The sequence below is a fragment of the Sphingomonas oleivorans genome, assembly GCF_003050615.1.
Classification (GTDB): Bacteria; Pseudomonadota; Alphaproteobacteria; order Sphingomonadales; family Sphingomonadaceae; genus Sphingomonas_H; species Sphingomonas_H oleivorans.
Window position 1 is genome coordinate 37,610 of sequence record NZ_NWBU01000006.1, and the last position, 12,625, is coordinate 50,234.

A 12,625-nucleotide genomic window follows, 5' to 3' on the forward strand; every position below is an offset into this window, starting at 1 on the left:
GTGCTTCGAGCATATTGGCGGTTTCAGGATAGGCGATCAGAGCATTTGCCGAGTGGTTGAGCTTGTGGCGTCACCAGCCGCGGCAGCGAGGCCAGGCGGCTTCCACCGTGCCATCCGGTCCCACGACATGGAACGCGTCATGCGCGGCCGCCGTGGCGCAGGCATGGTTCGGGAGAATTCTTAATCGCTTTCCCACCGGAAAGAGGGAGGGATCGATCATGCCTCCGTCCCGTCGGCCGACAATGCCATGCTCCTGGTTGGCGGCGACGACGATCATGTCGGGAAGAACAGCGCCCAGCTCGTCGCAGACTATGCCGTAACCCTGGTCTATTTTCTGCATGGACGTGCCTCTGTCGCGCGAAAGCGCCATCCAGCCCGCATCGATGATCGGTGCGCCGGTATCGCGCCTATGGCCGATTATCGTGGCCAGGACCGAGAGCGCTATGTCCTCGACGGCGCAGACGCCGAGACCGGCCATTACCAGATCCTGGAACATATATACGCCGACACGGGCCTCCGTCACGCCGGCCAGATCGGAGGCAAAGGTGATGGTGGGGGTCGATCCGAGGCTTATCTCGGGACAGCTATGGCCGGCCTGACGGAGGAACTCGGCGCTCCGCACCACCGCTTCGCGTTCGCTCGCGGCAATGCGGGCGATCTCCGCCGTATCATCGCAATGATAGGAGCTGCCGGCATGGGTAAGCACGCCTGACAATTCGGCACCGACGCCGTCGAGCGCATCGGCGACTTCAAGCAGTTCGGCAGATGCGGGGCGGACGCCGGCCCGGTGGCCATCGCTATCGATCTCGACAAAGGCCTTGTATCGCAGACCGGCGCGACGCCCTTCCGTTGAGACGATGCGAGCAGTCTCAGCGCTTTCGACCAAGATCTTCAGGTCCGCGCCGCGCCGCATCAGATCCGCCGCGGTCGCGAGCTTGGCCGGAGCGATCGCCACCGCGTAGAGGATATCGGTGATGCCATGGTCGAGGAAATATTCGGCTTCACGCAGCGTCGACACCGTGATGCCGCCCGTTCCGGAGCCCAATGCGCGATCAAGCACATCGATGGATTTCGCGGTCTTGGCGTGCGGGCGGAGCCGAACGCCGAGCGCATCCACCCGCTGTGCCATCCTATCGAGGTTCGCGTTGAGTTTACGCAGCTCGAGCAGCAGGCAGGGTGTCTGCAGGTCGGAGATATTTATCAAGGGCTTGCCTCAGGTCGTTCGTTGTGCCCGCTGGCATTTGTCCAGCCGGCAATGCTTCTGCGGTTAATGACCATGGCACCTTGGAACAGTACCACTTCGATACTGGCTGCTCGGACCGCTCTATTGGACCGGCATGGGCGATCCAAAGTGGTGCTGTTGCGGCTGATCCTATCTCGCTTATCAGCGCTCCAATGAAACGGGTATCGTTCCCATGAGCCCACGCAAGCTCGTCCACAAGCTTCACCTTTATGGCGGGCTGGCGGTGCTGATACCGCTCATGCTCATCATGGTGACGGGTGCGATCCTCCTATTCGACGACGAGATAGATCGGGCCCTGAACCCCGAACTTTTCTACGTCTCGCCGCAGCGCTCGCCCTTGCCGCTTTCGGAATTGATGGCGTCCGTTCGCGTATATCGGCCCGATCTTGCCGTTAGGGTGGTCACTTTGCCGGTCTCGGCCGACCGGGCGCTTAAGCTGCACTCGACCGATGGCATCGATATGTTCGTCGATCCCTATACCGGCGATTTGTTGGGGCAGCGTTCACGCGCGCGTTCGTTCGTTGGCATCATTACCAATTTGCACATGTATTTCCTGCTCGGCGAAGCATGGGCAGTCGCGGCCGGCACGGTGGCATTGCTGGCCGTAGGAATGGGGCTGACGGGAATTTTCCTTTGGTGGCCTCGGGGGCGCCTGAGCCGCGCGTTGCGGCTGCCGCTTCGGGGGCCGCCACGTGCATTCATCTACAATGCGCACAGGACGATCGGCTTTTATGTGTCAGCGATCCTGATCCTGGTGGGCATCACCGGTGCCTCGATCGCCTTTCCAAGCCAGAGGCGCGCAATCATCGAGGGATTGACGGGCGAGCGGTTCTCGACCGTGCCGCCGATCCTGGGCCGGGGCGGGCAAGGAAGCACTGATCTGGACGCAATTTTGGCTGCGGCCCGGCACGCCGTCCCACATGCCATCCCCAGGCAGATCAGGTTGCAGCAGGGGGGGCTGGCGCCCGTTCGGGTGCGCGCGCGCGGCCCAGGGGATCCATTCGTCAATGGATGGACCATGATTTATCTGCATCCGACAAGTCATCGGGTTCTTAGTGTCGAAGAGCCGACCAGCGCCGGGCGGATCATGGAATCCTGGCTCCTTCACCTGCATCTCGGATATTGGGGCGGCATTTGGGGAGAGGGCGGGAGCATTGCGACGCGCCTGATCTGGCTGGCATCGATGATCGCGGCTCTTGGCGTAACCTTCACCGGCCCGGCAATCTGGTGGATCAAGCGGCGATCTCGCAGGTCAAATCTTAAAGCAGCCAGGCAGCGGCATTCGGCTCGATCGCTTGCAAGGCCATGATGCCCTGCAGCAGCAGGGCGTCCAGCCGGCATTCAAGATCACCTACTGCTATCGCTCTGTATCAAGGACGCTTATGGAAGAAATTGAGACGATCCGGGCGGCGACGGTGCCTCCTCCCGCAGGTCATTATTCGCATGCTGTAGCCTATGGAGGCATGATCTTCGTGTCCGGTCAGTTCGGTTACGACGCCGACGACCCGGAGCCTGCGCGCGCACCGGCCGCTGTGCAGACAAGGCGCTGTCTATCTTCGATCGCCCGGATACTCGAAGCGGCGGGGAGCGATCTTACGCGCGTTCTCAAAACGACAATATATGTGTCGAACATCGAGCTTTGGCCCGAAGTCAATCTTGCCTATGCGGAGATGTTCGGTTCGCACCGGCCTGCGCGTGCGGTGGTGCCCGTGGACAAGCTTCATTATGGCTTCTGCGTCGAGATCGAGGCTGTCGCCGCGAAATAGAAACGTGCGCCCGCCGATCAATGCTTGTTGAGACCAGAGAAAGAAAAACGGGGGAGCGTCGGTGGTTAAGCCGCCATCCGTTCCTGCACCGCTTGGCTGACTATTATTCGGCGCCTGTCGGACAAGGCAGGTCATCATTTGGAATTACCAATTACGACGCGATGGAGGGCAGGTTGAAAAGGGAATTGAGTGCGGCCACGATTGCGGCATGGGCCGGTGAAGAACAGCCTCTGGCCTTCGGTGCCGCGCAGATACCAATCGTTCAGAGCGCGCCCTTTGCCTATCCGGACATCGATTCATGGCTCGATGCGGCGCTCGGCTGCGCTCCGGGTGACATTTACAGCCGCAATACCAACCCGACCGTTCGTGTGTTCGAGGAGAAGGTACGCCGCCTTGAAGGAGGGGATGACGCCACGAGCTTCGCCTCCGGCATGGCGGCGATCTCGAACACGCTGTTCGCACTTTTGAAGCCTGGCGACCGGGTAGTGTCGATCAAGGATAGTTACGGCGGAACGTCGAAGATCTTTCTCGATATCCTGCCGCGCATCAATGTCGAGGTCGAGCTCGTCGATACGCATGACGGCGAGGCACTCGAGGCGGCGATCGGGCAGGGGTGCAGCCTCGTTTACCTTGAGACGCCTACAAACCCGACGCTGAAGATTCTGGATCTCGCGCGTGCCGTTCGTGCGGCCCGGAAGGTCGGGGCTGTCACGGTCGTCGACAATACGTTCGCCACGCCGGTCAATCAGCGGCCGCTCGATCTCGGCGTCGATCTCGTGGTGCATAGCGCAACCAAGTTTCTCGGTGGTCATGACGACGCAATGGGCGGCGTTCTGGTCGGCCAGCTCGAGCTGGTGCGCCGCGTTTTCCAGTATCGCGAGATTACGGGAGCCTGCTTGTCGGCGTTCGCCGCCTATCTGCTGCTGCGGGGGCTCAAGACGCTGGATCTGCGCGTGCGCCGACAGAATGAGACCGCGCTTGCTGTCGCGCGACGGCTTGCCGATCACCCGCGCGTGGAGGCGGTCTACTATCCCGGGCTTGAGTGGCATCCGGGACATGACATCGCGCGAGCACAGATGAGCGGCTATGGCGGCGTGCTCAGCTTCGCGCTCCGGGGCGATTTCGACACCACCAAGCATTTCCTCAACCGGCTGCAGCTGGCCCATCGCGCGGCCAGCCTGGGCTCGGTCAACACGCTCGCCGGTCCACCGGCCACGACAAGCCATGTCGAATGCTCGGCTGACGAACGCAGACTGCTCGGCATCCCGGAGACGCTCGTCCGCTACTCCTGCGGGGTGGAGGACGCGTCCGATCTCATCGCCGATCTCGAACAGGCATTGGCAGCCTGAGATGGCCTCGCGCGGCAAAATCGCTCCACCCCCGGGATCGATCCCCACATCGCCGGTTGCACGGCTGGTCGAGACAGGACGCCAGATTGCGCATCCCTGGCTCTGCGACGCCAATGACCATCTGAATACGCGCCATTATCAGGGCTTTTTCGACGATGCGGCGCAGCATCTGCTCGCGCAGTGCGGTTTTGCCGGCGCAGCCGAGGCGGGGCGCCTCGGCGTCGTCGATGCGTCCTGCGCAATGACCTATCTTGCGGAGGTCCGCCCTGGCACATTGTTGGTGCTGCATAGCGGTTTCAAGCGCATCGGAGGCAAGTCCTTCACTTCGGTGCATGAGATGCGCTCGATCGACGGCACGCATCTGTTCGCAACGTGCGAGATCATATCGATCTTCTTCGATCTGGAAGTGCGACGTTCGGCCGCGATGCCCGAGGCGTTCCGCGCGGCGGCCGAAGCATTGCTCGTCGTGGAGAAAGACGGAGAGGCCGTCCGCGCCTGACGGGAAGGGAGCGCAGGCAAGAGCAGATCGGCGCGATGCTGCAGCCGCCCTTGGCTGGTCCGGCACGCGACTTTCGAGGGCAATAAAGACCTTGGGACTATGTGCTTCCATTCTATAGGTGATATTAGTTGGCCGATCATAAGCTCCTCCCGCCACTCGCTGCACTCAAGGCGTTCGAAGCAGTGGGACGATTGGGCGGACTACGCCCCGCAGGTCGGGAGCTCGAGATAGATCATGCCGTTATCGGCCGTCACATCCGCGCGCTCGAAATCTGGGTTGGCGTTCCGCTCGTCATGCGTGATGGGCGCAGCTACCGGCTGACCGAAAAAGGCGAGGCCTATCACCAGCAGATTGGCGAAGCGCTCGGTGCCATCGTCTCGGCCACGGGCAAGCTGATGAGAAGCGGAGAGCTGAAGCTGCGGATATGGTGCATTCCCGGCTTTGCAGCGCTCTGGATGGCAGACAGGCTCAACCTGTTCATGTCGGCCAATCCCGATATCGATGTCGATTTCAGGCCGGCGGACAACAGTCCCGATTTCCGATCGAAGGAAGTCGATTGCGATATACGCTATCTGCGTTCCTGGGAGGAGGACGCGCTTCCCAAATCGGTGCGGCGGCTTGAATTCGCGCGTCCGGTTGTTTTCCCGGTCGCCAGTCCCGAATGCCTTTTGCGGCTGCCGCAAATCAATAGAGCGGAAGACCTGCTGCGCTGTCCGCTGCTCCACGAGGAAAATGATCTCGAATGGCTGAACTGGTTCGCGCAGCAAGGCGTGACGACCGAAAGGCAGCTTGCCGGCACGCGATTATGGCAGGCGCATCTCACACTCAACGCCGCCCGTCAGGGGCAGGGGATCACTTTGACCAACCATATGCTGTTGGGGGATGATCTGAAAAAGGGAAGGCTGGTCGTCGTCCGGCCCAAGGATGCCGACTTCAAGCCGGTACGCTTCGGCGGCTATGCGCTCGTTGCGCGCGAGGATCGCTGGAATATTCCTGCCTTTGCACGGTTTCGCCGTTGGATCCGCACCGAGATTGCGGATGCGCAATCCGGCCGCGATGTTCCGAACCATGATGGTGCCGAGGGCATTTTCAAGTCAGGCGGAATCGGCTGACGGCTCGGAAAGTGCGGGAAACAAAGGAGAATTGGAGCATGTAGTGATTACAGCTAATCACTACATGCTCTAGTCGGCACCAATCGCTGCCGCTTTGACCTCTCCCGTGCTAGATATCTGCAAGTAAGTCCTCCGTTCGATGGAGAGCGGATAGGTTTGATAAGGCAATTCAATGGGGGCTTTGTTTATGCGCTATCCCTTATTCACCAAAATCTTCTGCAGCATGCTCGGGGCGCTGGCAGTGCCGTTTCCGGCCTCCGTGGCAATAGGCCAGGCATCCGACGGCGCCACGCTGTTCAAGCGGCAATGCGGCGTCTGCCATAGCAAGACCGTGGGAGCCCGCTCGGGCATGGGGCCAAATCTTGCGGGCGTTGTCGGGCGGAACGCCGGCTCGGTCGCGAATTTTGCCTATTCGCCCGCGCTCAAGGCTTATGCCAAGCCATGGAGCCGTGACGAGCTCGATCGGTTTCTCAGCGGGCCGTTCAAGGCTGTGCCAGGAACGCGGATGACCGTGACCGTGCGAGACGCAAATCAGCGCGCGGCGCTCATCGACTATCTGTCGACGCCATAATAGCCATATTTCCGGGCGGGTTTGGGGCCTTATGCATGCGCGTTTAGGCCTCAGCCCGTCCAGACTTTCATTTGCCCGTTGATCGGCAATTGGCGAATCCGCTTGCCGGTCGCCGCAAAGATCGCATTCGCGATTGCCGGGGCGATCCCCGCCGTGCCGACTTCGCCGACGCCGCCGGGCGCGTCGCCGCCCGCAATGATATGAGTCTCGACGATCGGCGCCTCGCTTATGCGAAGCGCGGGATAGTCGGCAAAGCTGGCTTGCTCCACACGGCCCTTCTGGACCGTGATCTCGCCTGCCAGCGCCGCGCTCGCGCCAAACACGACGCCGCCCTCCATCTGCGCGCGTATCATATCCGGGTTGATCGGCACGCCGCAGTCGATCGCGACCGTCACGCGCCGCAGCCGTACGGCCTTTCCCTCTTCCATCGAAATCTCGGCCACCATCGCCGCATAGCTGCCAAACGCCCTCATTAGCGCAATGCCCTGGGCGTGGTGCCTGGAAAGGCGGGCGCCCCAGCGCGCCTCCTTCGCCGCCGTTTCGAGCACGACTTTCAATCTTGGGTCGGAAATCAGCGATCGCCTGTAGTCGACGGGATCCATGCCTGCCGCATGCGCGAGTTCGTCGATGAAGCTCTCGACCACGAACAGGCTACGGGTTGGCCCTACGCCACGCCACCATGATGTGGGAACGCCGCTTTCCACGCGGGCAAATTCGACCTGAATATTGGCAAGGTCATAAGCCGGCTCCGCCGCACATTCCACGGCATCGAAGTCCACGCCCTGATATGCCTTGGGATAGAGGCGTGCGATGATCGAGGAGCCCGCAATCCTGTGATGCCAGGTCGCCGGCTTGCCATCAGCGCCGAGCGTTGCCGCGATCCGATCGGCATAGGCGGGACGGTACATGTCATGCTGAATGTCTTCCTCGCGCGTCCAGATGATCTGGACGGGCCCGTCGACATGCCGGCCGATCTCTACCGCCTGCTGAATGCCGTCGAACTCAAGGCGCCGCCCGAAGCCGCCTCCCATCAGATATATATGGATCGCAACCTTTTCGAGCGCGATGCCCAACTGCCGGGCCACGGCCTTGCGGGCTTCGGTCGCGCTTTGCGTGCCCGTCCATATCCTGCATTCGCTGTCGGTTACATGGACGGTGCAGTTCATCGGCTCGATCGGCGTATGCGCCAGAAAGGGCTGGCGGTAGAGCGCTTCGATCCGTGTGCCGGGCGCGCCTTCGATCGACCGACCTGCCCGGCGCGCGATAACGCCCGGCTTGGTGGTGGCGGCATCGAGATCGGCGAAGATCTTCGCGCTGCTAAGCTCCGCGTGGGGGGCCTCATTCCATTGGATCTTGAGGGCATCCATTCCCTTGCGCGCGCTCGCCATGCCATTTGTGATCACGGCAACGGCATTGCGTAGCCGAATGACCTGGCTGACGCCCGGCATGGCAAGCGCGGCGGTTTCGTCCACGGATGCGAGCGTGCCGCCGAACACCGGACAGGCGGCGACAGTCGCTATCTTGCATCCCGGCATTGCGACGTCGATGCCGAATTGAGCCCGGCCGCTGACCTTGTCCGAACCCTCGATACGCGGAATGGCATGGCCGATCAGGCGGAATGTCCCCGGATCCTTCAGGGGGACGTCCGTGGGTATGGGCAATTTGGCGGCGTCGGCGACGAGCTCGCCATAAGCGATCCTGGCCTCCGTCAATGAGTGGATCACAGCGCCGGCATGGGTGGAGCATCGGGTGGCGTCGACCTTCCAGCGCGCGGCGGCTGCGGAAACCAGCATGGCGCGTGCCGTGGCACCCGCCGTGCGCATCGGCTTCCAGCCTTCGCGGATCGACGTCGAACCGCCCGTCATCTGCGGCCCATAGCGCGCCTCGTCGGCCATTGCCTGCTCGATCTGGACCTGATCCAGATCGACATCGAGCTCCTCGGCGATGATCATGGCCAGGCCTGTTTGCGCGCCCTGGCCCATCTCGACCTGGGTCATCGTCAATGTGACGGTGCCATCGGGGCTGAGGCGTATGAAGGCGCTTGGCTCGAAATGCGCCGGAGCTTCGGCTGCGTGGACGATCGCGCCGTCGGCGAAGCCAATCGCAAACAGCAGGCCGGTGCCGCCTTTGAGGAAGGCGCGTCGGTCAACCGTTGGAAACAGGGCTTCCGGCATCGGCTTTCACCATCTCGGCAGCGGCATGGATGGCGGCACGGATCCGCTGATAGGTTCCACAGCGGCAGATATTCCCGCTCATGGCCGCATCGATCTCGGCATCCTGTGGCGCCTTGTTCTCGCGCAGGAGCGCGGTTGCGCTCATGATCTGCCCGCTCTGGCAATATCCGCACTGGACGACGCCCAGTTGGAGCCAAGCCCGTTGTACATGCTTTCCGACCGCGTCCGCCGTCATCTGCTCGATCGTCTCGATCCTGCCGACGCCGACGCTCGACACGGGGGTTATGCACGATCGGATCGCGTTCCCATCGAGATGGACGGTGCAAGCCCCGCACTGGCCGAGGCCGCAACCGAATTTGGTGCCGGTCAGCCCGAGATCTTCGCGCAAGACCCATAAAAGCGGCGCATCCTCTTCGGCCTCGACCGATCGAGTTCTGCCATTCACGTCGAGGTCGAACTTCATCGCTTGCTCTGGACCGATCTTGTCGCGCCCGCTTCGCCCGTAAAAGGGGCTCCCGCGGAGAAGCCGTGAAGATCGGGTGGGGCGCCGCATCGACGGACGAGATCCGCGACGATCCGTCTGCGCAGGTTGACCAGCGCGGTTTGCTTGAGCGCGTTCTTTCGCATCGCTGCGACTTCCGATCCGGAATAGGGCAGGGCATCGGACGGCGCGCTCTTTCCCCCGAGCGCAAACACGACGAAGTTCATCAATCTTGCGAGCTGGGCATCATCTCGGATCGGCGCATGCGCCACATTGGGAAGCCGGATCAGATAGGCGCGGCCCTCGCGCGTGCAAAGGAAATGGCCGACGCGGTCGCGCAGTTCAGGAACGCGCGACGGAGCCGAACTGCCCTGCATGCCATGGCAGCCGGCGCAATATTCGACATAGTCCGATTGGGCCTCGCTCAGTGGCGTGACGGCGGCCCTTGCCTGGATCGCGAGGATGAAACTGCTGGCGACCGCCATTGCCGCCACGATGGCTACAAAGGGCGGCATATCGGCCATGCTATTGCGCGACCCCGACCAGAACCGCCGTGGAGCAATGATATTCCATGCTCGCCGTCCCGAAGCACCAATAGATGTCGTTATTCGCCTGTGGGCGGTAAATCTGGGATTCGCGATCGGTATTGTCGCAGCCGCACTGTCCGCACATGGCGGTGCCGCAACAGTCGCGATAGGCGATCAGATAGGCAACCCCATCGTCGGGGTTTATGCAGGTTCCGACCCAGGATGTCGGTGAAGGCTCGGTTCCGGGCGGGCAGGTATGCAGTCCGCCTCCGCAGCAGCTGCACAATGATCCATCAATCGCGCAATAGCGCCAATAATCGCAATTTGTATCGTCCTTGCTCTGCGCGTGCCGCGCGAAATCGGTCAATCCTTGCGCCGTCCTGTCCTTCGCAGCTTCGGCGCGGCTGACCGGAAGCAGGGGAAATGCCGGGGCGGCCACGAGCGCGGCGCCCAGCCGGGCGAGCATGCCGCGCCGCGAGGTGCGACCCGCCAGGCTCCGCAGCAGACGTTCGCTCAACGCATCCGTCCGGATCTTGTCCATCAGCCATTGTCTCCATGTCGCGACGCCACCGCGCCAGCCATTGGCCGTTCGCCGTTCAATCGACCCGCCAGATAATCCTGCACCGACGCGATACCCAGCTCATCGGCGACGACCAGGCTTTCCAGATGCTCGCGCGAATTGACCAGGCCCCGCGAAAGGATCACGCCCCTGTCGTCGAGGAGCACCGCATGCGGCAGCTTGTCGATCCCATAGGCCATTCCAAGCTTCGCGCTGTTGATGAAGGGATGGTCCGCGATCGCGAATGCATTGATCATGGCGCGCAATGCGGCGTCGGTCCCATCGCTCGCGAAAATAAGGTGCAGATGTTCGCGGCGGGCAAAGCTGCGCACGATCGGGATCAGCTTCTTGCAGACCGGGCATTGCGGCGAGACGAAGAAGAGCAGGCGCCGTTCGCCAGGCGGCAGATCGCCGCCAAGCACGATCGGATGACCGTCCATCGTGACGAGCGCGAGCCTGGGGGCCGGGGCTCCGGCTTGCGGGCCGTTCGACGTCGCGAGCGCGCCCACGGGGGCCACGCGTTCGATCAGCAGGCCTGTCTGCCGCGCGATGGCCACCAGGGCGACGAGAATCCCGGCAAGGATGATCCAGATGAGGATCTGCGAAACGAGGAGGGCTTCAGTCATCACCGGATCCGCTTGGCTGCGCATATAATCTCGATCGTCGCCAACCGAGCATGACCTCATGAAGAACATAGAGCAGGAAAAGCAGAATGCCTGCCATGATCGCGTTACTGACAATGAGCCAGTGGTTGGGAGCGGGGCCGGCGAAGGAACAGGCCAGCAGAAGGCTCAGGGCGACATTGCGTGCGACAAGATGCCAGCCAAGCGGCACGCTTGCCGTGCTCAGCTGGCAACCGCAGCCGATCATCCTGCGCCCCCGGCCGATGTTGATCGCCATGGCCATGGCGAAGGCAAGCAACAGAGCCATTGCGGCGGCTTGATGCCAAGCGGCTTCCATGCCGGACAGCAGCAACAGGCCGATGAGCAGCTCCACAAAAGCGAGCATGCGTGCCGCCATCGGCACCAGGCGGGCCGGCAGCAGCCCATAGGCGGAAACATTGCCTTCAAAGCCTGCCATGTCGCGCAATTTGGACCAGGAAGCGACGAGGAAGACCAGGCCGACGAAGACCTGGCCCGCCATTCCCAACTGTGCGAGGGCAATCCCGATCATTCGCCCGGCACCATCATCATCCCGTTGCCGACATTGTCCAAGCTTTTCTTCTCCTCGAAAGTCTTGGCATCGACGATGACGAGCTTGTTCTCGATATTGAGGAACAGCAGCGGTGCATCATCCTGGCTGACCTGGATATGGGAGACGGGTTCCGCCAATCGATGCCGCCGTAAGACCTTCCGATTTGCGACATCGACGACCCAGATTTCTTTCCCGTCCTCCTTGTGCGACCAGAATTCGCCCATGTGCATCAGCACGTAAAGCGTTCCCGTGGCGCGGTGATAGGCGATGAGCTGACGTCCGCCAGGAAGCCAGGAAACCTCCAACGGCCTGGTCGAGGCCGGCGACATGCCGGCGGCCTGCTGAAGGGACCATGGTGCGTCCACCCCCTGTCCGGGCGCCAGCGTTGCCGTATAGACCAGGCCCGAATAGCTCAGGAAAATCGCCTTGCCGCTTTTCGGATCGGCGATGCTGTTGTCGAAGATCGGATCATCCTCAGCCGAAAAGAAGGGCTGGGCCGGCGTGAGATCCTGGCTCTGCCGTGCATCGATGCCTATTGTCGAGAGTGTGCCGTCGCCACATAGCGAAGAAATCGTGGCCGCTGCTCCTGCGAACACCAATGCGCAGCCGGGGATCTCGATCGTCCTTGCAACCTTGCGTCGGGCAAGGTCGACGACGATCACCGATGACGCAGGGTCCATATTATAGATGAAGGCATGGCGCCCGTCGGCGCTGATTTCGAAAGTCTGCCGGCGATTGCCGACAAGTAGCCGGCCGGGCAGATCGATTTCATCCACGATCTTGAGCGTTCGGGCATCGTAGATGGTGAGCAGGTCCTGGCGCACGCCGCGGTTTCCGCGGGTCCAGATCGTTTCCGCAACATAGAAGAAAGCACCATCGGGCGCGATCCGGACATTGGTCAGATCCTGGGTGTGAATGGTGCCGAGTATCTTTCCGCTGTCGCCGTCAATGATGCGCGTGCCCTTGATCGATCCGTCACCGGTCAACAACAGCATATGGGGGGATAGCGGCGGCAAGGTTGCAACATCGCTCTCTTCGATCTGCGGAACAACGGACTCCGCCTGCAACGTCACCGGAGAAATGACGGCGGCAAGCATCGTCGCGCGACGCAGGAGGGATGAGAGGTTTTTCGGCAAGATTATCCCCGCTC

14 protein-coding genes are annotated in these 12,625 nt (G+C 62.0%); 6 read left to right on the plus strand and 8 right to left on the minus strand.

Features of this window, described 5'->3' with window-relative positions; genetic code table 11:
* Positions 1 to 70 precede the first annotated feature (70 nt).
* Positions 71 to 1,204, minus strand: a complete 1,134-nt coding sequence (locus tag CLG96_RS07780) for an alanine racemase (RefSeq protein ID WP_107967323.1) — start codon at positions 1,202 to 1,204, stop codon at positions 71 to 73.
* Between the two features lie 211 nt (positions 1,205 to 1,415).
* Here CLG96_RS07780 and CLG96_RS07785 point away from each other — a divergent pair, with 211 nt between their 5' ends.
* The 6 genes from CLG96_RS07785 (at position 1,416) to CLG96_RS07810 (ending at position 6,540) form a co-directional block, all read left to right on the plus strand.
* On the plus strand, positions 1,416 to 2,552 hold the full coding sequence (locus CLG96_RS07785) for a PepSY-associated TM helix domain-containing protein (RefSeq protein WP_107967324.1): 1,137 nt from the start codon (positions 1,416 to 1,418) through the stop codon (positions 2,550 to 2,552).
* Between the two features lie 73 nt (positions 2,553 to 2,625).
* Positions 2,626 to 3,009 (plus strand): RidA family protein, encoded by a 384-nt coding sequence (locus tag CLG96_RS07790; protein ID WP_107967325.1) that lies wholly within the window; start codon positions 2,626 to 2,628, stop codon positions 3,007 to 3,009.
* A gap of 20 nt (positions 3,010 to 3,029) precedes the next feature.
* The gene (locus CLG96_RS07795; RefSeq protein ID WP_243395688.1) at positions 3,030 to 4,358 is read left to right on the plus strand and encodes a cystathionine gamma-synthase family protein; all 1,329 of its coding nucleotides are present in this window, start codon (positions 3,030 to 3,032) and stop codon (positions 4,356 to 4,358) included.
* A gap of 1 nt (position 4,359) precedes the next feature.
* Entirely contained in the window at positions 4,360 to 4,857 is a 498-nt protein-coding gene (locus tag CLG96_RS07800) for an acyl-CoA thioesterase (protein ID WP_107967327.1), read from the plus strand.
* Between the two features lie 128 nt (positions 4,858 to 4,985).
* Positions 4,986 to 5,969: a LysR substrate-binding domain-containing protein gene (locus tag CLG96_RS07805; RefSeq protein ID WP_107967328.1), complete on the plus strand. Its 984-nt coding sequence runs from the start codon at positions 4,986 to 4,988 to the stop codon at positions 5,967 to 5,969.
* A 172-nt stretch (positions 5,970 to 6,141) separates the two neighbouring features.
* Positions 6,142 to 6,540: a c-type cytochrome gene (locus CLG96_RS07810; protein ID WP_243395689.1), complete on the plus strand. Its 399-nt coding sequence runs from the start codon at positions 6,142 to 6,144 to the stop codon at positions 6,538 to 6,540.
* 50 nt (positions 6,541 to 6,590) lie between these two features.
* On the opposite strand, the gene CLG96_RS07815 is transcribed toward CLG96_RS07810, so the two are convergent.
* From CLG96_RS07815 to CLG96_RS07845, 7 genes are read right to left on the minus strand one after another with little or no spacing between them, the layout of a single operon-like run.
* Positions 6,591 to 8,714: a xanthine dehydrogenase family protein molybdopterin-binding subunit gene (locus tag CLG96_RS07815; RefSeq protein WP_107967329.1), complete on the minus strand. Its 2,124-nt coding sequence runs from the start codon at positions 8,712 to 8,714 to the stop codon at positions 6,591 to 6,593.
* The gene (locus CLG96_RS07820) at positions 8,686 to 9,177 is read right to left on the minus strand and encodes a (2Fe-2S)-binding protein (protein WP_107967330.1); all 492 of its coding nucleotides are present in this window, start codon (positions 9,175 to 9,177) and stop codon (positions 8,686 to 8,688) included. Before CLG96_RS07820 ends, CLG96_RS07815 begins: the two co-directional genes overlap by 29 nt.
* The gene (locus CLG96_RS07825) at positions 9,174 to 9,710 is read right to left on the minus strand and encodes a cytochrome C (protein WP_133175378.1); all 537 of its coding nucleotides are present in this window, start codon (positions 9,708 to 9,710) and stop codon (positions 9,174 to 9,176) included. Before CLG96_RS07825 ends, CLG96_RS07820 begins: the two co-directional genes overlap by 4 nt.
* 10 nt (positions 9,711 to 9,720) lie before the next feature.
* Positions 9,721 to 10,263 (minus strand): methylamine dehydrogenase (amicyanin) small subunit, encoded by a 543-nt coding sequence (mauA, locus tag CLG96_RS07830; RefSeq protein ID WP_107967332.1) that lies wholly within the window; start codon positions 10,261 to 10,263, stop codon positions 9,721 to 9,723.
* The gene (locus CLG96_RS07835; protein ID WP_107967401.1) at positions 10,263 to 10,907 is read right to left on the minus strand and encodes a thioredoxin-like domain-containing protein; all 645 of its coding nucleotides are present in this window, start codon (positions 10,905 to 10,907) and stop codon (positions 10,263 to 10,265) included. Before CLG96_RS07835 ends, mauA begins: the two co-directional genes overlap by 1 nt.
* Positions 10,900 to 11,454, minus strand: a complete 555-nt coding sequence (locus CLG96_RS07840; RefSeq protein WP_107967333.1) for a MauE/DoxX family redox-associated membrane protein — start codon at positions 11,452 to 11,454, stop codon at positions 10,900 to 10,902. Before CLG96_RS07840 ends, CLG96_RS07835 begins: the two co-directional genes overlap by 8 nt.
* A complete protein-coding gene (locus CLG96_RS07845; protein ID WP_107967334.1) occupies positions 11,451 to 12,572 on the minus strand; it encodes an amine dehydrogenase large subunit in 1,122 nt (373 codons plus the stop codon). The genes CLG96_RS07840 and CLG96_RS07845 overlap by 4 nt, the downstream gene beginning before the upstream one ends.
* Between the last annotated feature and the right edge of the window lie 53 nt (positions 12,573 to 12,625).

Excerpts from the sequence above, each read along its gene's own strand:
- CLG96_RS07845 (WP_107967334.1), bottom strand. The coding sequence starts at position 12,572 with ATGCTTGCCGCCGTCATTTCTCCGGTGACGTTGCAGGCGGAGTCCGTT.
- CLG96_RS07820 (WP_107967330.1), bottom strand. The coding sequence starts at position 9,177 with ATGAAGTTCGACCTCGACGTGAATGGCAGAACTCGATCGGTCGAGGCC.
- CLG96_RS07840 (WP_107967333.1), bottom strand. The coding sequence starts at position 11,454 with ATGATCGGGATTGCCCTCGCACAGTTGGGAATGGCGGGCCAGGTCTTC.
- CLG96_RS07800 (WP_107967327.1), top strand. The coding sequence starts at position 4,360 with ATGGCCTCGCGCGGCAAAATCGCTCCACCCCCGGGATCGATCCCCACA.
- CLG96_RS07810 (WP_243395689.1), top strand. The coding sequence starts at position 6,142 with ATGGGGGCTTTGTTTATGCGCTATCCCTTATTCACCAAAATCTTCTGC.
- mauA (WP_107967332.1), bottom strand. The coding sequence starts at position 10,263 with ATGGACAAGATCCGGACGGATGCGTTGAGCGAACGTCTGCTGCGGAGC.
- CLG96_RS07835 (WP_107967401.1), bottom strand. The coding sequence starts at position 10,907 with ATGACTGAAGCCCTCCTCGTTTCGCAGATCCTCATCTGGATCATCCTT.
- CLG96_RS07790 (WP_107967325.1), top strand. The coding sequence starts at position 2,626 with ATGGAAGAAATTGAGACGATCCGGGCGGCGACGGTGCCTCCTCCCGCA.
- CLG96_RS07795 (WP_243395688.1), top strand. The coding sequence starts at position 3,030 with ATGCTTGTTGAGACCAGAGAAAGAAAAACGGGGGAGCGTCGGTGGTTA.
- CLG96_RS07815 (WP_107967329.1), bottom strand. The coding sequence starts at position 8,714 with ATGCCGGAAGCCCTGTTTCCAACGGTTGACCGACGCGCCTTCCTCAAA.
- CLG96_RS07825 (WP_133175378.1), bottom strand. The coding sequence starts at position 9,710 with ATGCCGCCCTTTGTAGCCATCGTGGCGGCAATGGCGGTCGCCAGCAGT.
- CLG96_RS07785 (WP_107967324.1), top strand. The coding sequence starts at position 1,416 with ATGAGCCCACGCAAGCTCGTCCACAAGCTTCACCTTTATGGCGGGCTG.